Origin of the sequence: Falsigemmobacter faecalis, from assembly GCF_003863335.1 — a bacterium.
Taxonomy (GTDB): domain Bacteria; phylum Pseudomonadota; class Alphaproteobacteria; order Rhodobacterales; family Rhodobacteraceae; genus Wagnerdoeblera; species Wagnerdoeblera faecalis.
The window spans coordinates 1-23969 of sequence record NZ_RRAZ01000018.1 but is presented as its reverse complement, the minus strand read 5'-3'; the positions used below and the strand labels follow the sequence as shown (position 1 = coordinate 23969).

Annotated in this window: 16 protein-coding genes, 1 tRNA gene and 3 pseudogenes; 7 read left to right on the top strand and 13 right to left on the bottom strand. The window is 59.8% G+C overall.

The window, feature by feature from the left end:
• Nucleotides 1-9: 9 nt before the first annotated feature.
• The 10 genes from EG244_RS13020 to EG244_RS12975 form a co-directional block, all read right to left on the bottom strand.
• A complete protein-coding gene (locus EG244_RS13020) occupies nt 10-402 on the bottom strand; it encodes a VanZ family protein (protein WP_124965427.1) in 393 nt (130 codons plus the stop codon).
• A gap of 144 nt (nt 403-546) precedes the next feature.
• Nucleotides 547-4749: a DNA-directed RNA polymerase subunit beta' gene (gene rpoC, locus EG244_RS13015; protein ID WP_124965426.1), complete on the bottom strand. Its 4203-nt coding sequence runs from the start codon at nt 4747-4749 to the stop codon at nt 547-549.
• Between the two features lie 48 nt (nt 4750-4797).
• Nucleotides 4798-8931 (bottom strand): DNA-directed RNA polymerase subunit beta, encoded by a 4134-nt coding sequence (rpoB, locus tag EG244_RS13010; protein WP_124965425.1) that lies wholly within the window; start codon nt 8929-8931, stop codon nt 4798-4800.
• A 247-nt stretch (nt 8932-9178) separates the two neighbouring features.
• Nucleotides 9179-9550, bottom strand: coding sequence for a 50S ribosomal protein L7/L12 (gene rplL, locus EG244_RS13005; protein WP_124965424.1), 372 nt, complete (start codon nt 9548-9550; stop codon nt 9179-9181).
• 74 nt (nt 9551-9624) lie between these two features.
• Entirely contained in the window at nt 9625-10140 is a 516-nt protein-coding gene (gene rplJ / locus EG244_RS13000; protein WP_124965423.1) for a 50S ribosomal protein L10, read from the bottom strand.
• Nucleotides 10141-10390: 250 nt separating this feature from the next.
• Nucleotides 10391-11086: a 50S ribosomal protein L1 gene (gene rplA / locus EG244_RS12995; protein WP_124965422.1), complete on the bottom strand. Its 696-nt coding sequence runs from the start codon at nt 11084-11086 to the stop codon at nt 10391-10393.
• Between the two features lie 5 nt (nt 11087-11091).
• On the bottom strand, nt 11092-11544 hold the full coding sequence (rplK, locus tag EG244_RS12990) for a 50S ribosomal protein L11 (RefSeq protein ID WP_124965421.1): 453 nt from the start codon (nt 11542-11544) through the stop codon (nt 11092-11094).
• Nucleotides 11545-11638: 94 nt separating this feature from the next.
• Complete coding sequence (gene nusG / locus EG244_RS12985; RefSeq protein WP_124965420.1) at nt 11639-12175, bottom strand: transcription termination/antitermination protein NusG; 537 nt, start codon at nt 12173-12175, stop codon at nt 11639-11641.
• A 169-nt stretch (nt 12176-12344) separates the two neighbouring features.
• On the bottom strand, nt 12345-12542 hold the full coding sequence (gene secE, locus EG244_RS12980) for a preprotein translocase subunit SecE (RefSeq protein WP_124965419.1): 198 nt from the start codon (nt 12540-12542) through the stop codon (nt 12345-12347).
• Between the two features lie 71 nt (nt 12543-12613).
• A complete protein-coding gene (locus tag EG244_RS12975) occupies nt 12614-13447 on the bottom strand; it encodes an SDR family NAD(P)-dependent oxidoreductase (protein WP_124965418.1) in 834 nt (277 codons plus the stop codon).
• Between the two features lie 246 nt (nt 13448-13693).
• On the opposite strand from EG244_RS12975, the gene EG244_RS12970 reads away from it, so the two are divergent.
• The 4 genes from EG244_RS12970 to EG244_RS12955 all read left to right on the top strand — a co-directional run bounded on the left by EG244_RS12970 (nt 13694) and on the right by EG244_RS12955 (nt 19690).
• Entirely contained in the window at nt 13694-14734 is a 1041-nt protein-coding gene (locus EG244_RS12970) for a homocysteine S-methyltransferase family protein (protein WP_124965417.1), read from the top strand.
• A complete protein-coding gene (gene metH / locus EG244_RS12965) occupies nt 14734-17430 on the top strand; it encodes a methionine synthase (protein WP_124965416.1) in 2697 nt (898 codons plus the stop codon). Before EG244_RS12970 ends, metH begins: the two co-directional genes overlap by 1 nt.
• Nucleotides 17431-17555: 125 nt before the next feature.
• Nucleotides 17556-17645: transfer RNA gene (locus EG244_RS12960), tRNA-Ser, on the top strand.
• Nucleotides 17646-18148: 503 nt separating this feature from the next.
• On the top strand, nt 18149-19690 hold the full coding sequence (locus EG244_RS12955) for a glycosyltransferase family 4 protein (RefSeq protein WP_158617304.1): 1542 nt from the start codon (nt 18149-18151) through the stop codon (nt 19688-19690).
• A gap of 48 nt (nt 19691-19738) precedes the next feature.
• Here EG244_RS12955 and EG244_RS21645 read toward each other — a convergent pair.
• From EG244_RS21645 to EG244_RS20975, 3 genes and pseudogenes are all read right to left on the bottom strand, one after another.
• A pseudogene (locus EG244_RS21645) lies at nt 19739-19885 on the bottom strand (IS481 family transposase); the annotation flags it as partial.
• A gap of 111 nt (nt 19886-19996) precedes the next feature.
• On the bottom strand, nt 19997-21436 hold the full coding sequence (locus tag EG244_RS12945; RefSeq protein ID WP_124965414.1) for an IS1182 family transposase: 1440 nt from the start codon (nt 21434-21436) through the stop codon (nt 19997-19999).
• Between the two features lie 160 nt (nt 21437-21596).
• Nucleotides 21597-21734: pseudogene (locus EG244_RS20975) on the bottom strand (transposase domain-containing protein); the annotation flags it as partial.
• Between the two features lie 84 nt (nt 21735-21818).
• Between EG244_RS20975 and tnpA the strand changes: the two are divergent.
• The 3 genes and pseudogenes from tnpA to tnpC all read left to right on the top strand — a co-directional run.
• Entirely contained in the window at nt 21819-22223 is a 405-nt protein-coding gene (gene tnpA / locus EG244_RS21310) for an IS66-like element accessory protein TnpA (RefSeq protein ID WP_267900277.1), read from the top strand.
• Entirely contained in the window at nt 22217-22570 is a 354-nt protein-coding gene (gene tnpB, locus EG244_RS12930; protein WP_124965413.1) for an IS66 family insertion sequence element accessory protein TnpB, read from the top strand. Before tnpA ends, tnpB begins: the two co-directional genes overlap by 7 nt.
• A 62-nt stretch (nt 22571-22632) precedes the next feature.
• Nucleotides 22633-23969, top strand: a pseudogene (tnpC, locus tag EG244_RS12925) (IS66 family transposase); the annotation flags it as partial.

Below are 23969 nucleotides of genomic sequence, written 5' to 3'. Positions count from 1 at the left end.
GACAGAAGATCAGTTCTGGCGCGCGCGCTGGCCTAAGGCGCTGCGCAGTTTGAGGCGGCGTCCGAACAGATACCAGACGGATACCCCCGCCCCTGCCCCAAGGATGGCGCCCAGAATATCCGCCAGCCAGTCGCGGATATCCATGCTGCGCCCGACAAAGGGCTGAATGATCTCGATAACCCCGCCATAGACCGCACTCACCAGCACCACCGCCGCCCACCAGCGCGGGCGCACCACGGTGACCGGAAAGGCCAGCGAGGCGAAGGCAAAGGCGTGGTAAACCTTGTCACTGACCTTCACCCCCGGCAGGCCGGAGACCGGCGCCAGGGTCAAAAAGGCGATCACCAGGGTAAGAAGTGCGCTCACCCCAAGGGCGATCAGAAGTGCCGTGCGATTTGTCATAAGGATCAGTGCCGTTTTGCCCGGAAATTAGCAAGCCTGAGACAGCCCCCTCAAGAGCCCGTGAAAAATCGTTATCCCGCGAAAGGCGGCCACAAAAGCAGAAAGCCCCGGCGGGGGCCGGGGCTTTCCATGTGATCTCAAAGATCAGTTTGCGTCGCCGTCGCTCGGTGCAACCAGAGCGGCTGCCGCTTCGGCTTCGGCGCGGCGGTCGTTGATGACCTTCTGGTCACGCTCGCCCGCAATGCGCTTCACGCGGCTGGTGGCACCACCGGTACCGGCCGGGATCAGACGGCCGACGATGACGTTTTCTTTCAGGCCGACCAGCTTGTCGCGTTTGCCCATAACCGAAGCTTCGGTGAGGACGCGGGTGGTCTCCTGGAAGGAGGCCGCCGAGATGAACGAGCGGGTCTGAAGCGAAGCTTTGGTGATCCCGAGCAGGACCGGTTCGCCCGAAGCCGGACGACCACCGCGCGCGATGACCTTGGCGTTTTCTTCTTCCAGCTCGGTCTTGTCGACCTGTTCGCCCTTCAGCAGCGTCGTTTCGCCCGAGTCGAGGATCTCGATCTTCTGCAGCATCTGGCGAACGATCACCTCGATGTGCTTGTCGTTGATCTTCACGCCCTGCAGACGATAGACGTCCTGCACTTCGTCGATGAGGTAGTTGGCCAGAGCCTCAACCCCAAGGATGCGCAGGATGTCGTGCGGCGCCGGGTTGCCATCCATGATGTAGTCACCGCGTTGCACGAAGTCGCCTTCCTGCACCGGGATGTGCTTGCCTTTCGGCACCATGTATTCAACCGACTCGGTCTTGTCGTCAGCCGACTCGATCGTGATGCGGCGCTTGTTCTTGTAGTCCTTGCCGAAGCGCACGTAGCCATCGCGTTCTGCGATGATGGCGTGATCCTTCGGGCGACGGGCTTCGAAGAGTTCTGCCACGCGGGGAAGACCCCCGGTGATGTCCTTCGTCCGGGCACCTTCGCGCGGAATACGAGCCAGAGTGTCACCGGCTTTGACTTCCTGACCGTCTTCGATCGAGAGAATCGCGTCCACCGACATCTGGTAGCTGACCGGGTTGCCCTGATCATTGCGCATGGGTTCACCGGTTGCCGGGTCCATAACAATGATTTCCGGCTTCAGATCCGACCCACGCGGCGCGTTGCGCCAGTCGGTCACGATCTTCTGGGTCATCCCCGTTGCATCATCGGTCTCGTCGCGGACCGAGAGGCCTGCCACGAGGTCAACGAAGCGTGCCACACCGGTTTTCTCGGCGATGATCGGCAGGGTATAGGGGTCCCATTCGAACAGCTTGGCGTTGCGTTTGACCGCATCACCCTCGCGCACGTGCAGCTTCGAGCCATAGGTCAGTTTGTGCACTGCACGTTCCTGACCGTTCTCGTCGATGATCGCGATCGACATGTTCCGGCCCATCACGATCAGATCGCCATTGGCGGCTTCCAGCGTGTTGGGGTTGCGGAACTCGATCTTGCCCTCTTGCGAAGCTTCGAGGAACGACTGCTGGCCACCCTGCGCAATACCACCAATGTGGAAGGTCCGCATGGTCAGCTGGGTGCCCGGCTCACCAATCGACTGTGCCGCGATGATACCGACCGCTTCGCCGGTGTTCACCATGGTGCCGCGCGCAAGGTCACGACCATAGCAGGTCGCGCAGACGCCTTCTTCGGCTTCACAGGTCAGCGGCGAACGGATTTTGACGCTTGCAACACCGGCTGCGTCAATCGCATCCGACTTGCGCTCGTCAATCAGCACGCCTTTGGCCAGCAGCACTTCGCCGGTTGCCGGATCCATCACGTCCTCTGCGGTCACACGACCCAGAACACGCTCAGAGAGCGGCGCCACGACTTCGCCATCGTTCACGGCTGCTTCCGCAGTGATGAACTTGTCGGTGCCGCAGTCGAGCGAACGCACGATGCAGTCCTGTGCCACGTCAACCAGACGACGGGTCAGGTAACCGGAGTTCGCCGTCTTCAGAGCGGTATCTGCCAGACCCTTACGGGCACCGTGGGTCGAGTTGAAGTACTCGAGAACGGTCAGACCTTCTTTGAAGTTCGAGATGATCGGCGTCTCGATGATCTCGCCGTTCGGCTTGGCCATCAGGCCGCGCATCCCGCCCAGCTGTTTCATCTGCGCAGGCGAACCCCGCGCACCGGAGTGCGACATCATATAGACCGAGTTCGGCTCCTGCTCTGCACCTTCATCGGTGTAGCGCACGGCCGAGATCTCTTTCATCATCTCGCCTGCGACAGCGTCCGAGCATTTCGACCAGGCGTCGACAACTTTGTTGTACTTTTCGCCCTGAGTGATCAGGCCGTCCATGTACTGTTGTTCGAACTCTTTGACCTGATCGCGAACGCCGTTGACGATGTCCCATTTGTTTTCCGGGATCAGCATGTCGTCCTTACCGAACGAGATACCGGCGCGGAATGCTTCTTTGAAGCCCAGGGTCATGATCTGGTCACAGAAGATCACCGATTCTTTCTGACCGCAGTAACGGTAGACAGTATCGATGACGCTCTGGACGTCTTTCTTACGCAGCGCGCGGTTGACCAGGTCAAACGGTGCTTTGGCGTTCAGCGGCAGCAGGTTGCCCAGACGCAGACGACCAGGGGTCGTCTCATAGCGCTTCCAGACTTCGTTGCCATGCTCGTCGATCTGCTTGATCCGCGCGGTGATCGAGGCGTGCAGATGCACTTCCCCGGCCTGCAGCGCATGCTCAACTTCATCGAGATCACGGAACTTCATGCCTTCGCCGACCATGCCCTTACGGTTCATGGTGACGTAGTAGAGACCCAGAATCATATCCTGCGACGGAACGATGATCGGTGCGCCGTTGGCCGGCGACAGAACGTTGTTCGTCGACATCATCAGAACGCGGGCTTCCAGCTGGGCTTCCAGCGAGAGCGGCACGTGAACGGCCATCTGGTCACCGTCGAAGTCAGCGTTGAACGCCGAGCAGACGAGCGGGTGCAGCTGGATCGCTTTGCCTTCGATCAGTTGCGGCTCAAAGGCCTGGATCCCGAGGCGGTGCAGCGTGGGTGCGCGGTTCAGCAGAACCGGGTGCTCACGGATGACCTCATCAAGGATATCCCAAACCTCGGGACGCTCTTTTTCGACCAGCTTCTTCGCCTGTTTGACGGTGGTCGACAGACCCTTCGCCTCAAGACGCGAGTAGATGAACGGCTTGAACAGCTCGAGCGCCATCTTCTTGGGCAGACCACACTGGTGCAGCTTCAGCTCAGGCCCGGTCACGATGACCGAACGACCCGAGAAGTCGACGCGTTTACCTAGAAGGTTCTGACGGAAGCGACCCTGCTTACCCTTCAGCATGTCCGACAGCGACTTCAGCGGGCGCTTGTTGGTCCCGGTGATGACGCGGCCACGACGGCCGTTGTCGAAGAGCGCGTCCACAGCTTCCTGCAGCATACGCTTCTCGTTGCGCACGATGATATCGGGCGCACGCAGCTCGATCAGGCGCTTCAGACGGTTGTTGCGGTTGATCACACGACGATAGAGGTCGTTGAGATCCGACGTCGCAAAACGGCCGCCATCGAGCGGAACCAGCGGGCGCAGTTCCGGCGGGATCACCGGCAGAACGGTGAGGATCATCCACTCAGGACGGTTGCCCGACTCGAGGAAATGCTCAACGACCTTCAGACGCTTGATGATCTTCTTCGGCTTCAGCTCGCCGGTGGCCTCTTTCAGCTCTTCGCGCAGGGTCTGCGCGGTCGCATCCAGATCGATCATCGACAGCATTTCGCGGATCGCTTCAGCGCCGATATTGGCGGTGAAGCTGTCAGCGCCCCACTGGTCCTGCTTGTCGAGGAATTCTTCCTCGGTCAGCAGCTGACCATAGGTCATGTCGGTCAGACCCGGCTCAATGACGACGTAGTGTTCGAAATAGAGGATGCGCTCAAGATCGCGCAGCGTCATGTCGAGCATCAGGCCGATACGGCTCGGCAGCGACTTCAGAAACCAGATGTGAGCAACCGGCGATGCCAGCTCAATATGGCCCATACGTTCGCGGCGCACTTTTTGCAGCGTGACTTCCACGCCGCATTTCTCGCAGACAACGCCGCGATACTTCATGCGCTTATATTTGCCGCAGAGGCATTCGTAGTCTTTGATCGGCCCGAAGATCCGGGCGCAGAACAGACCGTCGCGCTCGGGTTTGAAGGTCCGGTAGTTGATCGTTTCCGGCTTTTTGATTTCGCCATACGACCACGACAGGATCCGCTCAGGCGAAGCCAGCGAGACCTTGATCTCGTCAAAGGTCTTCGGCTGCGCCATCGGGTTGAAGGGCGAGGCGCCGTGGGTGAGTTCCTGGTTCATCTTGAATCCTTAATTAAGGGAAGGGGGAAAGTGAGGGCGCTTACGCCCTCACTCCTCCTCGCTATCCAGGAGTTCCATATTCAGGCCGAGGCCACGGACTTCCTTCACAAGAACGTTGAAGGATTCCGGGACGCCTGCCTCGAAGTTGTCTTCGCCTTTGACGATCGACTCGTAGACCTTGGTCCGGCCAGCGACGTCATCCGACTTCACGGTCAGCATTTCCTGCAGGGTGTAAGCGGCGCCGTAAGCTTCGAGAGCCCAGACTTCCATCTCACCCAGACGCTGACCACCGAACTGCGCCTTACCACCCAGCGGCTGCTGCGTGACGAGCGAGTACGGACCGGTCGAACGGGCGTGCAGCTTGTCGTCGACGAGGTGGTGCAGCTTGAGGAAGTATTTCACCCCAACCGTGACCTTACGGGCGAATTGCTCACCCGAACGACCATCGAAGACCACCGACTGACCCGATTGATCGAAGCCCGCACGACGCAGAGCGTCGTTGATGTCGGCCTCTTTCGCGCCGTCGAAAACCGGAGTTGCGATCGGAACGCCACGGGTGACGGCCTGAGCGCTTTCCAGGAAGGACTCTTCGCCCATATCCGTGAAGTTCTCGTCGTAGGTCTCATCGCCATAAGCGATGCGCATGGCTTCCTGCACCGGGGTGAGGTCGCCGTTGCGACGGTAGTCCTGCAGCGCCTCATCAATCTTGATCCCCAGACCACGGGCAGCCCAGCCCATGTGGGTTTCAAGAATCTGACCGACGTTCATACGCGACGGCACGCCGAGCGGGTTCAGAACCAGGTCAACCGTGGTGCCATCCGCAAGGAACGGCATGTCTTCCATCGGCACGACCTTCGAGACAACGCCTTTGTTGCCGTGACGGCCTGCCATCTTATCGCCCGGCTGCAGCTTACGCTTCACCGCGACGAAGACTTTGACCATCTTCATCACGCCCGGAGGCAGATCGTCGCCGCGACGGACCTTCTCAACCTTGTCCTCGAAGCGGTGGTCGAGCTGACGCTTCTGGTGGTTGAACTGCTCGTTGAGCGCTTCAACTTCCTTGGCCAGATCTTCCTCAGCAACGGCAAGCTGCCACCACTGACCTTTCGAGAGCGTGCCGAGCAGCTCGTCGTTGATCTCGGAACCCGAGCGGATGCCTTTCGGGCCTTTGACAGCCGTCTTGCCCATGATCAGGGTCTTGAGACGCGAGTAGATGTTGCGCTCAAGGATCGCGAGTTCGTCGTCACGGTCGCGCGACAGACGCTCAACTTCTTCACGCTCGATCTGCAGAGCACGCTCGTCTTTGTCCACACCATGACGGTTGAAGACGCGGACTTCGACGATGGTACCATAGGCACCCGGCGGCAGACGCAGAGAGGTATCGCGGACGTCGGACGCTTTTTCACCGAAGATGGCGCGCAGCAGCTTCTCTTCCGGGGTCATCGGCGATTCACCCTTCGGGGTGATCTTACCGACGAGGATATCGCCCGGCTGCACTTCGGCACCGATGTAAACGATGCCGGCCTCATCGAGGTTGCGCAGCGCTTCTTCACCGACGTTCGGAATGTCGCGGGTGATCTCTTCCGGCCCAAGCTTGGTATCACGGGCGGCGACTTCATATTCCTCAATGTGGATCGAGGTATAGACGTCGTCGCGCAGGATGCGCTCGGAGATCAGGATCGAGTCTTCGTAGTTGTAGCCGTTCCAGGGCATGAACGCGACGACCACGTTACGGCCCAGTGCCAGCTCGCCGCCATCGGTCGACGGACCATCCGCGATCACCTGGTGACGCTGAACGGTATCGCCCACTTTGACGATCGGACGCTGGTTGATGCAGGACGACTGGTTCGAACGCTTGAACTTGCGCAGACGGTAGATGTCCACGCCCGCTTCGCCCGGTTCCAGGAACTCAGTTGCGCGCACAACGATACGCTGCGCGTCCACCTGGTCGATGATACCACCGCGGCGCGCCATGATCGCCGCACCCGAGTCGCGGGCCACAACGCCCTCGATGCCGGTGCCGACGAAAGGAGCGTCCGACTGCAGCAGCGGAACGGCCTGACGCTGCATGTTCGAGCCCATGAGAGCGCGGTTAGCGTCGTCGTTTTCAAGGAACGGGATCAGCGATGCTGCGACCGAAACCAGCTGTTTCGGCGAAACGTCGATCAGATCCACGGCTTCCGACGGGTTCAGCATGAACTCGCCCGCTTTACGGGTCGAGACCAGGTCCTGAACGAAGGCGCCGGTGTCATCAAGCTGTGCGTTGGCCTGAGCCACGGTGTGACGCATCTCTTCGGTGGCCGAGAGATAGATCACTTCGTCGGTGACTTTGCCGTCGATCACCTTGCGGTACGGGGTCTCGATGAAGCCGTATTTGTTCACGCGGGCAAAGGTGGCCAGCGAGTTGATCAGACCAATGTTCTGACCTTCCGGCGTTTCAATCGGGCACATCCGGCCGTAGTGGGTCGGGTGAACGTCGCGAACCTCAAAGCCCGCACGCTCACGGGTCAGACCACCCGGGCCAAGCGCCGAGAGACGGCGTTTGTGGGTGACTTCCGACAGCGGGTTGGTTTGGTCCATGAACTGCGACAGCTGCGAAGCGCCGAAGAATTCACGAACGGCAGCCGCCGCCGGTTTCGCGTTGATGAGGTCCTGCGGCATGATCGTGTCGATCTCAACCGAGGACATACGCTCTTTGATCGCGCGCTCCATGCGCAGCAGACCAACGCGGTACTGGTTCTCCATCAGCTCGCCGACCGAACGCACACGACGGTTGCCGAGGTGGTCGATGTCGTCGATCTCGCCCTTGCCGTCGCGCAGTTCAACAAGGCCCTTGATGCAGGCGATGATGTCTTCGCGGCGCAGCGTACGCTGGGTATCCGGCGCATCGAGGTCGAGGCGCATGTTCATTTTCACGCGGCCGACCGCCGAGAGGTCATAACGCTCGGAATCGAAGAACAGCGTGTCAAAGAGCGAGGCCGCCGCATCAACGGTCGGCGGTTCACCCGGACGCATCACGCGGTAGATATCCATCAGCGCGCCATCGCGGCCCATGTTCTTATCGGCTGCGAGCGTGTTGCGGATGTAGGGACCGACGTTGATATTGTCGATGTCGAGGATCGGAAGCTCAAGAATGCCCTGATCGAGCAGGGTCTTCAGGCTGCCGCCTTTGACTTCGCCGTCACGGTCGAGTTCCCAGGTCAGCTCATCACCGGCTTCGACCCAGATCTCACCGGTCTCTTCGTTGATGATGTCTTTTGCGACGAATTTGTTGATGATGTGATCGAAGGGAACCAGCAGTTCCTTGATCGAAGCTTCATCAATCCACTTTTTGACCATACGCGGGGTCGCTTTGTCGCCCGCTTTCAGGATGATTTCGCCCGAAGCGGCATCAACCAAGTCATAGGTCGGGCGGGTGCCGCGCACACGCTCGGGGAAGAACTTCGTGACCCAGCCGCGGTTGCGCTCATAGCGGTAGGACACGGTGTTGTAATAGGCGTCCATGATCGCTTCCTGATCCATGCCAAGGGCATAGAGCAGGGTCGTCACCGGCAGTTTGCGGCGACGGTCGATACGTGCGAACACCAGATCCTTGGCGTCAAACTCAAAGTCCAGCCAGGAGCCGCGGTAGGGAATGATGCGGCAGGCGAACAGCAGTTTGCCCGAGGAGTGGGTTTTGCCTTTGTCGTGATCGAAGAACACGCCGGGGCTGCGGTGCATCTGGCTGACAACGACACGCTCGGTGCCGTTGACCACGAAGGTCCCGTTCGCGGTCATCAGCGGCATGTCGCCCATGTAGACATCTTGTTCTTTGATGTCTTTAACCGAGCGCGCACCGGTGTCTTCGTTCACATCAAATACGATGAGACGCAGGGTGACTTTCAGCGGCGCAGCATAGGTCATGTCGCGCTGCATGCATTCTTCAACGTCGTACTTCGGCTTTTCCAGTTCGTATTTCACGAACTCAAGCACCGCGGTGTCGTTGAAGTCCTTAATCGGGAATACCGATTGGAAAACGCCCTGGATGCCTTCGCCGTCGGAGGCACGCTGCCCCTCGCCCGAACGCAGGAACAGGTCGTAAGAAGATTTCTGAACCTCAATGAGGTTCGGCATTTCGAGGACTTCGCGGATCTTGCCGAAGTAACGGCGGATACGCTTCTGGCCAACGTAAGCTTGCGCCATGCTCGTGGTCACCTTTCGTCATCACGACGCGCCATCCCGTCGGGCCACGGGAGGAACGCCTTTCGAACGCGGATATCGCGGATTCCATGCCTGCCCGCCGTCCCACCGGCGAACTCCCGAATCCGGACCTTTCCGGAAGGGGGCATTCACAAATGCACCCTTCGAGACAGGTCGAGCCGGACCCGGGGGATACCCCGGATCCGGCCTGGAAGATAGTGTCAGAATGCCTCAGGCATTCAGATCACAATCACTTCAGCTCGATTTTAGCGCCAGCTTCTTCGAGTTTCTTTTTCATGGCTTCAGCGTCAGCTTTCGAAGCGCCTTCTTTGACCTTGCCGCCAGCTTCGACGAGGTCTTTAGCTTCTTTCAGGCCCAGGCCGGTGATGGCGCGGACTTCTTTGATGACGTTGATTTTGTTCGCGCCAGCGTCGGTCAGGACGACGTCGAACTCGGTTTTCTCTTCAACTGCTTCAGCAGCTGCAGCCGGGCCGGCAACCATAACAGCGCCACCAGCAGCCGGCTCGATGCCGTACTCGTCTTTCAGGATGGTTTTCAGTTCCTGAGCTTGCAGGAGGGTCAGACCAACGATTTGTTCGGCAAGTGCTTTAAGATCAGCCATTTTTTAGCTTCCTAGTATCAAAGATGGGGTTCCGGCGACGTGTTGAACACATCTCCGGCACGAGAGGGTGTGGCTCAGGCAGCCGCTTTGTCCTCGATAGTCGAGAGGATGCCAGCGATGTTCGCCGCAGGCGCGCCGATCGCACCAGCGATGTTCGAAGCCGGGGCACCGATGCACGAAACGATCTGAGCGATAAGCTCTTCACGCGACGGCATAGCTGCAACAGCTTTAACACCAGCCTGGTCGAGAACCGTTTCGCCCATAGCACCGCCGAGAATCACGAACTTGTCGTTTTTCTTGGCATATGCTTCGGAGATCTTCGCCGCAGCGACCGGATCTTCCGAATAAGCGAAAGCAGTCATACCCTTGAGCAGAGCGGCGATCCCCGACTGGGGTTTGCCTTCAAGGGCGATCTGAGCGAGCTTGTTCTTGGCGACGCGAACGCCACCGCCTACGGAACGCATTTCCGCACGCAGGGCCTGCATCTGAGCAACCGTCATGCCTTCGTAGTGGGCAACCACCACGACGCCAGAGCTTGCGAAGACCTGGCCGAGTTCCTCGACCAGTTGTTCTTTCTGGGCTCTATCCACAGGTTTACTCCAAGTTTGGGGATTGCTCCCCGGCTCGTTTTCGCCACCACCTTTGTGGGATGGCAGCGGTCGGGTCCGTGAGGGTCCCGGTCAGATCACCCGAGGCAGCGCCTCCGGCTTCGTTCCCGTTTCCCATCTCAGGAAGGACATTAAGCGTATGGGTCATACGCACCCTCCGTCTCGGACAGGACGGGGCATTGCTGCCCCGTCTCCCTGAACTCTTGCGAGTCAGGAATTCTTTTGCCGTGACTTACTTCGAAGTCGAGGCGAGGTCAACGCTTACGCCAGGACCCATGGTCGAAGCAAGCGAGACTTTTTTCAGGTAGGTGCCTTTGGCGCCAGCCGGTTTCGCTTTGACAACCGCGTCCACGAAGGTGCGGATGTTTTCAGCGAGCTTCGCTGCGTCGAAGGAGACTTTGCCGACGCCGCCGTGGATGATCCCGGCTTTTTCGACTTTGAACTGCACTTCGCCGCCCTTAGCGTTGCCGACAGCGGTCGCGACATCCATGGTCACGGTGCCCACTTTCGGGTTCGGCATCAGGTTGCGCGGGCCGAGGATTTTGCCCAGGCGGCCAACCAGCGGCATCATGTCCGGGGTCGCGATGCAGCGATCGAACTCGATGACACCCTTCTGGATGGTCTCCAGCAGGTCTTCTGCACCAACGATGTCTGCGCCGGCTGCTTTGGCTTCATCAGCCTTGGCGCCACGGGCGAAAACAGCGACGCGCACGGTTTTACCGGTGCCGTTCGGCAGGCCGACAACGCCGCGGACCATCTGGTCTGCGTGACGCGGGTCAACGCCGAGGTTCAGCGAGATCTCAACGGTCTCGTCGAATTTCGCGGTCGCAGCCGATTTGATCAGCGCAACAGCGTCTTCAACGGTCAGGTTCGACTTGCCGTCAAACAGAGCGCGGGCGGAGGCGGTGCGTTTTGCAACTTTGGTCATTACAATCAGCCCTTCACTTCGATGCCGCAGGAGCGGGCCGAACCCACGATGATCAGCATTGCTGCTTCGATATCGTTGGCCGACAGGTCTTTCATTTTCGCTTCAGCGATCGCGCGAACCTGAGCAACGGTCACGGTGCCCTGGACAACGCGGCCCGGCTTCGGCGAACCCTGCATACGGGCGCGCTTGCCCTGCGGCTTCAGACCGGCTGCTTTTTTCAGCAGGAACGATGCCGGTGCGGTTTTCAGCTCAAGCGTGAACGACTTGTCTGCGTAGTAGGTGATGACGACCGGGGTCGGCGAACCTGCTTCGATGTCTGCGGTCTTGGCGTTGAATTCTTTGACGAACGCCATGATGTTCAGGCCGCGCTGACCCAGCGCCGGACCAACCGGCGGCGACGGGTTGGCTTGCTGAGCCTTCACCTGCAGCTTCAGCTGCCCCATAATCTTCTTGGCCATCTGGCCCTCTCCTTATCACTGTGCCACCGGATTATCCGACAGCAAGTTTAGCGGTCGGGCGGCCCGGATTGCTCCGTCCGCCTCCCGCGCATCCTCAGATAACCTTGGTCACCTGAGTGAATTCCAGCTCAACCGGGGTTGCCCGGCCGAAGATCGAGACGGTCACTTTCAGGCGCGAGACAGCCTCATCGACCTCCTCGACCATACCGTCGAAGCCCTCAAACGGGCCATCGTTCACTTTGACGCGCTCACCGATCTCAAAGCGGATCAGGTTGCGCGGAGCGACCTCACCCACCGTTTCGGTGCGGTTCAGCATCCCGTTCACTTCTTCATCGCGCATCGGCATCGGGCGGCCCTGCGGACCCAGGAACCCGGTGACGCGGTTGATCGAGGTGATCAGGTGATAGCCGCGGTTCGACATATCCATGTGCACCAGCACATAGCCCGGCATGAAGCGACGCTCAGAGGTCACTTTCTTGCCACGACGGATCTCGATCACCTCTTCCGTGGGGACCAGAACTTCGTCAATTTCTTCCTGCAGACCGGCGTCCGCAACGGCGGTACGAATCTGTTCGGCGACCTTTTTCTCGAAGTTCGAGAGGACGCTCACCGAATACCAGCGCTTTGCCATGCGTGTCACCTGTCGCTATATCCGGAGGCCCGGACGTTTGGTCATTCTCAGCCGAAATGGCCCTTCCGGGAACAAAACCGCGGCGCGCAGGCGAATCGCTCGCACGCCGCTGTCCGGAAGTTCCGGCCCCTTCTAACGAAGCAGGGGCCTGATCGCAAGTCGTTCCGGATCAGGAGAAAAGACCCAGGAGCGCGCGCAGACCAAGGTTGATGCCGCTGTCGACCATAAAGAAAAATACGGCCGCAATCGTGGACAGGATGAAGACCATGATGGTCGTCAGTGTCACTTCGCGACGGTTCGGCCAGTGGATCTTGCCGATTTCGTTCCGGGTCTGCTGAATAAACTGTGCCGGGTTGGTCTTCGCCATGATCTGCCTCTGCTCTCCGCAATAAGGCCAGATAGGCCGAAGACGCGGCAAATTCAAGCGAAGACCCCGCCTCAGCCCTTCGAGATCACCCAGTCGAGCGCAGATCCCGGCAAAAGACGGCGGCAGATCGCCATCAGCCATGTCGGCGTGGTGACAAAATACCGCGCTTTGGGCCGCAGAGATTCGGCCGCATGGATCAGCGCTTTCGTCACATCCCCCGCCGGACGCTCAAACGCATCCTTCTGTGCCCCCTCTGCCAGATACAGCCGTCCAACCAGCCCGCGCTCATAATCCGCCGCCCGAACTGAGCCCTTCCAGTCAATCCAGCGCTCAAAGCCCGGGATCTGATTGACGCGAAACCGGCTCGTCACCGGCCCCGGCTCAATCAGGCTGACCCGGATCGGCTCGCCGCGCATCTCAAGGCGCAACACATCCGTCAGCCCCTCCAGCGCATATTTTGACGCCACATAGGCCCCGCGCCACTTCCGCGGCACCAGGCCCAGAACCGACGACACCGTCACAATCCGCCCGCTCCCTGCGGCCCGCATCCGCGCAATCACCGCCCGCGTCAGCTCATGGGTGCCAAAGACATTGGTGGCAAAAACCTCCTCCAGCGCGCCGCGCGGAAGATCCTCCACCGCACCCGGAATGGCAAAGCCTGCATTGTTATAAAGCACATCCAGCCGACCACCGGTCCGCAGGTCAATCTCCTCCAGCGCCCGCGCAATACTGTCTGAGCTGGCGATATCCAGAAGAAAGCTCTCAAAACCCTCCGCCTCCAGCCGCGCCACATCCTGCGCCTGCCGCGCCGTCGCCAGCACCCGCCAGCCGCGCGCCCGCATGGTCTTTGCCGCATCATAACCAATGCCCGAGGAGGACCCCGTAATAAGAATGACCCGCTCCATCTCGCCCCCGACCGCCGTTTCCCCCGCTATGCCAGCCGCCGCCCCGCGCTCCAAGCCCTCGCTTTGGCTTTTTCAAAATACTCCGGGGTCCGGGGCAGCGCCCCGGCCTCGCCCCGAAAAGCCCGGCTGCAAGTATGAGAGAAATTCATATAAACGTTGTGATCTGTGAATTTCACATTCAGCTCCCCCTGCCCTATAGCAAAGCCTGACGAGGCCCCGGCCTCCTGATTTCGCGCAAGGTGACCCATGCAGATCTTCCAGCTTCCCCGCTCGGCCGCCTTCGGGCAGCTTGAACGCCTTGCGCGTGACCGCATTCTCGTTCTCGACGGCGCCATGGGCACCCAGATCCAGGGCCTCGGCCTCGGAGAGGACGACTACACCGGCCATGGCTCGGGCTGTGCCTGCCGCCACCACTCGGAAAAGCCCCAGAAGGGCAATAATGATCTGCTGATTCTCAGCCAGCCCGGGGCCATTGAAGAGATCCACTTCAAATACGCCATGGCCGGCGCCGATATTGTTGAAACCAATACTTTCTCCGCCACCACCATCGCCCAGGCCGATTACGGCATGGAAGAGGCGGTCTGGGATCTGAACTATGAAGGCGCGCGCGTGGTCCGCCGCGCGCTCGACCGCGCCACCGCGATCGACGGCAAACCGCGCTTTGTTGCAGGCGCCGTCGGCCCCACCAACCGCACCGCCTCAATCTCGCCGGACGTCAATAACCCCGGCTACCGCGCCGTCAGCTTTGATGAGCTGCGCACCGCTTACGGCCAGCAGGTCCGCGGGCTGATCGCGGGCGGTGCCGATCTCATCCTCATTGAGACGATCTTTGACACGCTGAACGCCAAAGCCGCGATCTTCGCGACCTTTGAAGCCTTTGCCGAACACGGAAGCCGCCTGCCGATCATGATCTCGGGCACCATCACCGATGCCTCGGGCCGCACGCTGACCGGACAGACGCCGACCGCCTTCTGGCATTCGGTCGCCCATGCCCGCCCCTTCTCGGTCGGTCTGAACTGCGCGCTCGGTGCCTCGGCCATGCGGCCGCATATCGCCGAACTCGCAGCCGTGGCCCCGACGCATATCTGCGCCTATCCCAATGCGGGCCTGCCCAATGCTTTCGGCCAATATGACGAAGGCCCGGAAGACACCGCCCGCCAGATCGCCGATTTCGCCCGTGCGGGCCTTCTCAATATCACCGGCGGCTGCTGCGGCACCACGCCTGAGCATATCCGCGCGATCGCCGAAGCCGTCGCCCCCTTCGCCCCGCGTGAGGTAAAAGCCTGATGACCACCCCTTACCTGCGCCTTTCGGGCCTTGAGCCCTTCGTTCTGACACCCGACATCCCCTTCGTGAACGTCGGCGAGCGGACCAATGTCACCGGCTCGGCCAAATTCCGCAAACTGGTCACCAACCGCGACTATGCCGCCGCCCTCGAAGTGGCCCGCCAGCAGGTCGAAAACGGCGCGCAGATCATCGACATCAATATGGATGAGGGTCTGATCGACTCGCAGGCCGCGATGATCGAATATCTGAACCTCGTCGCCTCAGAGCCCGATATCGCCCGCGTCCCGGTGATGATCGACAGCTCAAAATGGGAGGTCATCGAGGCTGGTCTGAAATGCGTGCAGGGCAAGGCCATCGTCAACTCGATCTCGCTGAAAGAGGGCGAAGAGCAGTTCCGCCACCATGCCTCGCTCTGCCTTGCCTATGGCGCGGCGGTCGTGGTCATGGCCTTTGATGAAAAAGGCCAGGCCGACAGCTACCAGCGCAAGGTTGAGATCTGCGCCCGCGCCTATAAGATCCTGACCGAAGAGCTGAGCTTCCCGCCGGAAGACATCATCTTTGACCCCAATGTCTTCGCCATCGCCACGGGCATCGAAGAGCACAACAACTACGGCGTTGATTTCATTGAGGCCACGGCCTGGATCCGCCAGAATCTGCCCCATGCCCATGTCTCGGGCGGGGTGTCGAACCTGTCGTTCTCCTTCCGCGGCAATGAGCCGGTGCGCGAAGCCATGCATGCCGTTTTCCTATACCACGCCATTCAGGCGGGGATGGATATGGGCATCGTCAACGCGGGCCAGCTGGCGGTCTACGACCAGATCGACCCCGACCTGCGCGAGGCCTGCGAGGATGCCGTTCTGAACCGCCGCGCCGACGCCACCGAGCGTCTGCTGGAAGTGGCCGAGAAGTACCGCGGCACCGGCGGCAAAGAGGCCAAAGAGCGCGATCTCGGCTGGCGCGACTGGCCGGTCGCCAAGCGGATCGAACATGCGCTGGTCAATGGCATCACCGAATTCATCGAAGCCGATACCGAAGAGGCGCGGCAGAATTACGACCGCCCCCTGCATGTCATCGAAGGCCCGCTGATGGCGGGGATGAACGTGGTGGGCGATCTTTTCGGCGCGGGCAAAATGTTCCTGCCCCAGGTGGTGAAATCCGCCCGGGTGATGAAACAGGCCGTGGCCGTGCTCCTGCCCTATATGGAGGCCGAAAAGCTTGCCAATGGCGGCTCGGGCGAACGCCAGGCGGCGGGCAAAATCCTGATGGCCACGGTGAAAGGCGATGTCCATGACATCGGCAAAAACATCGTCGGCGTGGTTCTCGCCTGCAACAATTATGAGATCATTGATCTCGGCGTCATGGTGCCGCCGCAAAAGATCCTGCAGGCCGCGCGCGAACACAATGTCGATGTGATCGGGCTCTCCGGCCTTATCACCCCCTCGCTCGATGAGATGGTCCATATGGCCGCCGAGATGGAGCGTGAGGGTTTTGACATCCCGCTGATGATCGGCGGTGCCACCACCTCGAAGATCCATACCGCCGTCAAGATCGCCCCCCGCTATCTCAGCGGTCAGGCGGTCTATGTCACCGATGCCTCCCGCGCCGTGGGCGTGGTCGGCCAGCTTCTCTCGCCCGAGATGAAGCCCGGTTATGTCGAAGGGCTGCGCGCGGAGTATAAAGCCGTAGCCGAGGGCCATGAGCGCGCCGAGCGCCTGAAGCAGCGCCTGCCGCTGACGGCGGCCCGTGCCAATGCCTTTAAACCCACGGGCTTTGCCCCTGCAGCGCCGTCTTTCACCGGCACCCGCGTGATCGCGGACTGGGATCTGGCCGAGATCGCGCGCTATATCGACTGGACCCCCTTCTTCCAGACCTGGGAGCTGAAGGGCGTCTATCCGAAGATCCTCGACGACGAAAAACAGGGCGAGGCCGCCCGCGCGCTCTTTGCCGATGCCCAGGGGATGCTGGCGCAGATCATCTCGGAGAAATGGTTCAAGCCCCGCGCCGTCATCGGCTTCTGGCCGGCCAATGCGGTGGGCGATGACATCCGCCTCTTCACCGGCGAGGACCGCAGCAGCGAGCTTGCAACGCTGCACACGCTGCGCCAGCAGACCACCAAGCGCGAAGGCCGCCCCAATGTGGCGCTCTCGGACTTCGTGGCGCCTGAGGGCACGTCGGACTGGGTGGGCGGCTTTGTCGTCACCGCCGGTCCCGAGGAGATCGAAATCGCCGATCGCTTTGAAAAAGCGAATGACGATTACGCCTCGATCATGGTGAAGGCCCTCGCCGACCGCTATGCCGAAGCCATGGCCGAGATGCTGCATGAGCGCGTGCGCCGCGAGCACTGGGGCTATGCCAGGGATGAGACCTATGCCCCCCAGGAGCTGATCGGCGAGCCCTATGCCGGCATCCGCCCTGCCCCCGGCTATCCCGCGCAGCCCGATCACACCGAGAAAGTCACCCTCTTTAAGCTGCTCGACGCCGAAGCCCAGGCCGGTGTGCAGCTGACGGAAAGCATGGCGATGTGGCCCGGGTCTTCGGTCTCCGGCCTCTATCTCTCGCATCCTGAGAGCTATTATTTCGGCGTCGCCCGGATCGAGAAAGACCAGGCCGAAGACTACGCCCGCCGCAAAGGCATGGATCTGTCAGAGGCCGAACGCTGGCTTTCGCCGATCCTGAACTACACCCCCGCGTCATGATCCCTGCCCGGCCGTTGCATCCCCGCAGCGGCCGGGGCATTTTGCAGAAAACCCCGCTTTACGCCTGCGCGGGGATATGCTTAAACCCCCGCAACCGGACGGCTCACTGAGCGCCGTCAAAGCACGGAAGTGTGGCCGAGTGGTTTAAGGCTCTGGTCTTGAAAACCAGCGTGGGGGAGACTCCACCGTGGGTTCGAATCCCACCGCTTCCGCCATATACATCTGAAATAAATCAATTATTTCGCGGTTATGACAACTGCCCGCCAAAGCGCCGTCGCTTCGATGCGACAGCGTTCTGGCGTGATCCGGCCTCAGCCCCCCCTGCCCTCACAGACACCTCTGGCCCCATAGCGCGCAGGACCGCGGAGCCCCGGGTTTGCGGCACCTTAGCGTGGCAAAGACTCCCAGCGAAACATAGCACACGCGGCCGGGGGTATTGCCTCCTGCCTGCGATCACGGCTGGAAAATGCAGGAATTTCCCAAAAAGGTAAGGATCTGGAGATCCCGGCGCCCGGTCGTTCAGCCTCAGTATCCCTCACGGCAGGGCAAGCACACCTATTCCGCGACCAATCGCACATACCACCTTGTGACAGTGCCCTCTTATCTTATCAGTCCGAATTTCTCTTAAAAGGTTCCGGCCTGTCTTCCCTGGTCTTCTTTGACACTCACCCATACCAAGGATATGAGATCCTCGGATTATCGTAGGATGAGAACCTTGATGGACAATGCGCCTCAAAAAATAGATCTCCCAGTGAAAGTAAATGCTGGTTCGCATCAACTTGAGGCGGATCTTATCTCTGCCCTGCAGGAGGGACGATCCTTCCAAAGTGAGATCAACAGACTCCGCAAAGAAATTGCCAACGCCCGGAATTACCCCCTCAAAGAATTTTACAATCGAAATATATACAAGATACTAAAAAGCCTGTCAAAAAAATCATACCTTTTCTCTGAACGCCGAAGACTTCGTTTTCTGCAATCAGCCGCTAAGCTCGACCCGAACAGGAGCTTAGTTGGAACTCCCAATCAGTATGAGTTGAAATCTGAAATTACCGGAAATGAACTCAGCATCAAAGGATTCCAAGCCTTTGATGCCGGAAAAAAGAACGTTTTGGTCGTGGCCCACGAAGCCAGTCAAACCGGGGCCCCGATTCTGAGCTATAACATATCCAAACACCTCACCAGTCAGTATAATGTTACGGTAATATTCTTACGCGGAGGAATACTTTCTAACGTTTTCCGCGACGTAGCCTGTCACGTAGAAGTCCTCCAAAACCGACCGCGCGGAGATAATAGCAGCGCCCGCCGTGTGCGGGGATTAGTGGCAAAAACAAAATTTCATTTTGCCATCATAAACTCAATCGAGTCCCGCTCTATCCTTCCAATACTTAAGTCTTCAAATGTAGCGAGTGTATCTTTGATACATGAGTTCGCCACATACACCTCCCCACGCCATTCTTTTGACGAAGTTTTCGAAGCGGCGGACGAAATTGTATTCTCCAGCGAAGTTACTATGTCCAACGCAATTGAGTTGACCAATTTATCTGCGAACCCGCAGATTCACATTATTCCGCAAGGAAAAACTCAGGTGCCAAAGTTAGACACCACAGAAGAGGCAACGAATCTCGAGAAGAAACGTTTGAAATATTTAATGCGTGCTGGCGAAGAAAACAAAGATTTTGTTGTGATTGGATCGGGCACAGTAGATTTCCGTAAAGGGGTCGATCTGTTCATTGAGGCAGCACGCGTCGCATCGGCGAGAGCTCCAAGTATTCGAATGCGTTTCTATTGGTTCGGAGCTGGATATGATGTCGCCCGCGACCAAAATTATTCGGTCTATCTGGAGGATCAGATAAAACGCGCTGGTTTATCTGACAAATTAACCATTGCAGGGCACACGACAGAGATCGATTACGCTTATTCCTTAGCTGACGCCTTTCTCCTTAGCAGTCGCCTCGACCCCTTACCAAATGTTGCCATGGATGCAATGATTTATGGCATTCCGATGATCTGCTTTGACAATGCAAGCGGATTTTCACCAATTTTAAATTCCAATGGACTGGGTGATAGTTGCGTAGCTTCTTATCTGGATGCTGCAGATATGGGGTACAAACTCGCTGAGATCGCGAAGGATCAGGACCTCTGCCGGAAAATTGGCTTGCAGTCAAAGCAGATCGCCTTTGATAATTTCAACATGCAGAAATATGTAGAAAGCCTTTCCGAATTAGGAGAACACGCGGCAAAGAAAATTAAAGCCGGTTAATGAGTTCGCCCTAATCAATCATTAAGTGTTTGTTTTCACCGTAGGTGCTCAGTCCGGCATCTGCTGGATAGGATTAAGGATGAAGCGTTGCGATTCTGAAGTCCGGATTTTGCAGATGTATTCGTGTGGCGTGAGACCATTCAGGGTCTTCAGCCTGTGGGCATAATTATAGGCGGCCATGTCGTCGCCGGGATGAGCCTAGGCTGTGTGGAAACTCTCGCGTGTGAGGGTACCTGGTGTCAGTGAGCGAAGTCATTTCTCTGGAAGGCAATAGATTTCGGCCGAACGCGCTTCGGCCATCCTCTTTCAGGCCTTCACCGCAGCCATCAGGCCACGGATACCGATCAGTGCCACCATCCGCTTGATGTTGTAGGCGAGGACGTTCAGCGCGATTTCTGTCTTCACGTTCCTCAGCCGACGCGTCAGGAAGTGGGTTGTGCCCATCCAGGCCTTGAGGGTGCCGAACGGGTGCTCGACGGTGCTGCGCCGGACTGTCATCGGCTCTGAAGGGCTGATCAGTCGGGCCCGTGCCGCTTCGATCAGATGCTCGTGCGCCCACCGGGTGATCCGGCGCTCCTTGCCGGTTGTGCAGCGGGCCTTCATGGGGCATCCGCCGCACTCCCCGGTCCAGTAGCGGCGTAGTTCCAGCCCGTCCTCCTCGGTGGTGTAGCGGTAGGTCAGTGCCTCCCCGGCCGGGCAGCGGTAGATGTCCGCTTCGGCCTCGAAGGCGAAGTCGGGCTTCACATACATGCCCTTGATCCGGTTGCCTGATGTCTCGGGGCGCGGAATTGTGGTGGTGATGCCGGCCTCGTGGCAGGTCAGGATCTGCCGCCCGCTGAAGTATCCCTTGTCAGCCAGCACATGTATCTCGTCGCGGTGAAGCGCCTCTTTCGCAGCACCTGCCATTGGCACCAGAAGGTCACGATCATGGCCTTGGTTCGTAACATCCTGCGCGACGATCAGATGCGTCTCGGCATCGACGGCGGTCTGGACATTATAACCAACCATGCCGCTGTTCCGAGCGCTGGTCGCCATGGCGCGGGCGTCAGGATCTGTCAGGGATATCTGTCCGTCCTGAGCATCCGCCAAGGCCCGATCCATGGCTTTCAGATACTGAATGTGTTGGCGGAAGCGCCCGTAACGCCTGGCCAGATGCGCGACCTTCTCGGCACGGACCTCGCTGTCCTCCTGCCGGTCAACGCGCACCATCTCATTGATATAGCGTTCGACGTCGGCCTCCAGATGGGCGATGCGGCTGGAGATCTTGCCCTTGGTGAAGTTGCGGTCGCGGGCATTCACCGCGCGGAACTTGCTGCCGTCGATGGCGACGCAGGCGCCCTTCAGCACGCCGATGCGCCGGCACAGCTCCACGAATTGCGCACAGGTGCGTCGGATGCCGGGGCCGTTGTCCCTGCGGAAATCGGCGATGGTTTTGTGGTCGGGAACGAGGCGTCCCGTCAGCCACATCAGCTCGACATTGCGGCCAGCTTCGCGCTCCAACCTTCGGCTCGACGGGATCCGGTTCAGATAACCGTAGATGAACAGCTTGAGCAGAACTGCAGGATGATAGCCGGGCCGACCGGTGCGGGAATGCAGAGCACGCACGAACCCCAACTCCGCCAGATTGAGCTCTTCGACGAAAAAATCGACGACACGGACCATGTGATCCTCATCGATCCAGTCTTCGAGACGATCCGGAAAAAGGACCGTCTGACCGCGCGCCACACCTTCGATGAAACCCGACATGCCGATCCTCCACCACCAGGGAAAAGGTTACCACAAAACGGAGTTTCCACACAGTCTCAGCCCTGAGCTGCTGGTTATCCTGATACTTGAAGCGTTTGACCGTTCAGCGGGCAAACGATCCCTTGGATCGTTTACTGCTCCGCCGTAAGCGCTGTGCCGTTCACACGTCCAGCTTGAATGCCCATGGCATGAGTTGATCGATCTCAGACTGCTTATGTCCCTGAACGATGGTTGTCAGCGTAGCGCTGAGCCATGCGAAGGGATCGACCTTGTTGAGCTTACAGGTCTCGATCAGTGTAAGGGGTCGCTGGCCCCCACATTGTCTGGCTCTGCCATACCTGCGAGGCGTTCTCCCATTGTTTGAAGGGGAGTGCGTTTTGCAATGTGTGCTCAACATGCGTTTCTCACATCGCTGGGTGTGGATGTGTTTGCCTCTGGTCATCGCCGATGGCCCGCCGTGGTGAAGGCACGGATCGTGGCGGAGACGCTGGAGCATGGGGCCTCTGTCGGCAGCGTTGCGCGGCGCTATGGCCTTCAGCCCAACCAGCTGTCCGCCTGGCGACGCTTGGCCAAGACCGGCAAGCTGGTGCTGCCGGCGCTGCGGGGGGACGCGGCTGAGCCCATCTTCGCCCCGCTTGTGGTGCGGGATGAGGCGCCACCTGTCGCGCCAGGCGCGTCGCCACCGATCCGGCTGCTGTCGGGAAGCGTCGTGGTGGAACTGGCCGGCGATACGCCCGCCGTGCGGATCGCCGAGATCGCCCATGCTTTGGCCATGCAGCCATGCTGATACCCACCCAAGGCGTGCGCATTCTGATCGCCACGCGTCCGGTCGACTTCCGCAAAGGCCATGATGGCTTGGCCGCGCTCGTGCAGAACATGCTACGCGAGGCACCCTTCACGGGAACGGTCTTTGTGTTCCGCTCCAAACGGGCGGACCGGTTGAAGCTGTTGTTCTGGGACGGCACGGGGCTGGTCATGGCCTATAAACGCTTGGAAGCGTCAAGCTTCGTCTGGCCGGCAGTGCGCGACGGAGCGATGACCCTCAATCGGGCGCAGTTCGAGGCTCTGTTCGCGGGCTTGGACTGGCGTAAGGTGCGGCCATTGGAGGTCAAAGCACCTGCATGGGCAGAGTAAAATCCAACCGAAATATACTGATTTTACGTGATTTTATTGGGCATCTCCGCTAATGTCCGACCATGTCAAAAGCGCCCGTCCTCGACCTCTCGGCCATCCCCGCGCGTGAGCGTGCGGCGGTTGAAGCCCTGCTCGCAGAGGTCGCGGCGCTCAAAGAGATCACCCGCCGCCAAGAACATCTGATCGCCGAGTTGAACCATGCCCTGCACGGCAAAAGGTCCGAGAAGCTGTCCGAAGACGACCGCCAACTGGCCTTCGAAGACCTCTCCATCGCGCTGGCCGAAGTCGAAGAGGCCAAGCTGCAGCGGGGCATGGCGCCTGATCCCGATCTGAAGGCCGCCAAGCCCGCGATCAAACGCACCATCGGCAATCTGCCGGCCGACCTGCCGCGCATCGTGCAAGTGATCGAACCCGACAGCCTCATTTGCCCGTGCGGCTGCGGCGTCGTCCTGCCGCTCGGACCGATGGCGCGGCATGACGACTGCACAAGATCGGCGAGGACCGCAGCGAACGGCTGGATATCGTGCCCGCCCAGCTGCGCGTCATCGTCACTGTGCGCCCGAAGTATGCCTGCCGCGCCTGCACCGACGGCGTGGTGCAGGCGCCGGCTCCGGCGCATCTGGTGACGGGCGGTTTGCCGACCGAGGCGACCATTGCCCATGTGCTGGTCTCAAAATATGCCGATCATCTGCCGCTCTATCGCCAGAGCCAGATCCTTGCCCGGAACGGCCTGGAGCTGCACCGCGCGGTGCTTGCCGACTGGGTCGGCAAGGCCGCCTTCCATCTGGCTCCAATCGTGGATCGGATGGCACAGGAGCTGAAGCGCTCCACCAAGCTCTTCATGGACGAAACCACCGCGCCGGTCCTCGATCCCGGAAGAGGAAGCACCAAGACGGGTTACCTGTGGGCACTGGCCCGCGATGATCGGGCCTGGGGGGGAGAGGATCCGCCCGGCGTGGTTTATTCCTATGCACCCGGCCGGTCCGGCGAACATGGCGAGGCGTTCCTTGTCGGCTTCAACGGTATCCTGCAGACTGAGGAGGGTCACAAAACGCTCCGGGGGAGCGTTTTGCCGACGAAGGGCTATACCGGCTACAACCGCCTGACCAAGGTCACGCGCAAAGGCGGCGACCCTATCCGTGTGGCCCATTGTTGGGCCCATGCGCGGCGCAAGCTGAAGGAAGTCTTCGACAGGGACGGCTCTGAGATCGCGCGCGAAGGCCTCAGGCGCATCGCCGAGATCTATGCTATCGAGGCCGATATCCGCGGTGTCTCGCCCGGCCAACGCCTGTCCGCACGCCAAACCCGATCAGCGCCCTTGGTCGCCGCATTCGGCGCATGGCTGCAAGATGAACGCCGCAAGATCTCGGCCAAATCGCGCTTGGGCGAGAAGCTCGCC

What these genes read in the sequence shown, in the direction of transcription:
- EG244_RS13020 (WP_124965427.1), bottom strand. Translation starts at nt 402, where the DNA reads ATGACAAATCGCACGGCACTTCTGATCGCCCTTGGGGTGAGCGCACTT.
- rpoC (WP_124965426.1), bottom strand. Translation starts at nt 4,749, where the DNA reads ATGAACCAGGAACTCACCCACGGCGCCTCGCCCTTCAACCCGATGGCG.
- rpoB (WP_124965425.1), bottom strand. Translation starts at nt 8,931, where the DNA reads ATGGCGCAAGCTTACGTTGGCCAGAAGCGTATCCGCCGTTACTTCGGC.
- rplL (WP_124965424.1), bottom strand. Translation starts at nt 9,550, where the DNA reads ATGGCTGATCTTAAAGCACTTGCCGAACAAATCGTTGGTCTGACCCTC.
- rplA (WP_124965422.1), bottom strand. Translation starts at nt 11,086, where the DNA reads ATGACCAAAGTTGCAAAACGCACCGCCTCCGCCCGCGCTCTGTTTGAC.
- rplK (WP_124965421.1), bottom strand. Translation starts at nt 11,544, where the DNA reads ATGGCCAAGAAGATTATGGGGCAGCTGAAGCTGCAGGTGAAGGCTCAG.
- nusG (WP_124965420.1), bottom strand. Translation starts at nt 12,175, where the DNA reads ATGGCAAAGCGCTGGTATTCGGTGAGCGTCCTCTCGAACTTCGAGAAA.
- secE (WP_124965419.1), bottom strand. Translation starts at nt 12,542, where the DNA reads ATGGCGAAGACCAACCCGGCACAGTTTATTCAGCAGACCCGGAACGAA.
- EG244_RS12975 (WP_124965418.1), bottom strand. Translation starts at nt 13,447, where the DNA reads ATGGAGCGGGTCATTCTTATTACGGGGTCCTCCTCGGGCATTGGTTAT.
- EG244_RS12970 (WP_124965417.1), top strand. Translation starts at nt 13,694, where the DNA reads ATGCAGATCTTCCAGCTTCCCCGCTCGGCCGCCTTCGGGCAGCTTGAA.
- metH (WP_124965416.1), top strand. Translation starts at nt 14,734, where the DNA reads ATGACCACCCCTTACCTGCGCCTTTCGGGCCTTGAGCCCTTCGTTCTG.
- EG244_RS12955 (WP_158617304.1), top strand. Translation starts at nt 18,149, where the DNA reads ATGGACAATGCGCCTCAAAAAATAGATCTCCCAGTGAAAGTAAATGCT.
- EG244_RS12945 (WP_124965414.1), bottom strand. Translation starts at nt 21,436, where the DNA reads ATGTCGGGTTTCATCGAAGGTGTGGCGCGCGGTCAGACGGTCCTTTTT.
- tnpA (WP_267900277.1), top strand. Translation starts at nt 21,819, where the DNA reads ATGTGTGCTCAACATGCGTTTCTCACATCGCTGGGTGTGGATGTGTTT.
- tnpB (WP_124965413.1), top strand. Translation starts at nt 22,217, where the DNA reads ATGCTGATACCCACCCAAGGCGTGCGCATTCTGATCGCCACGCGTCCG.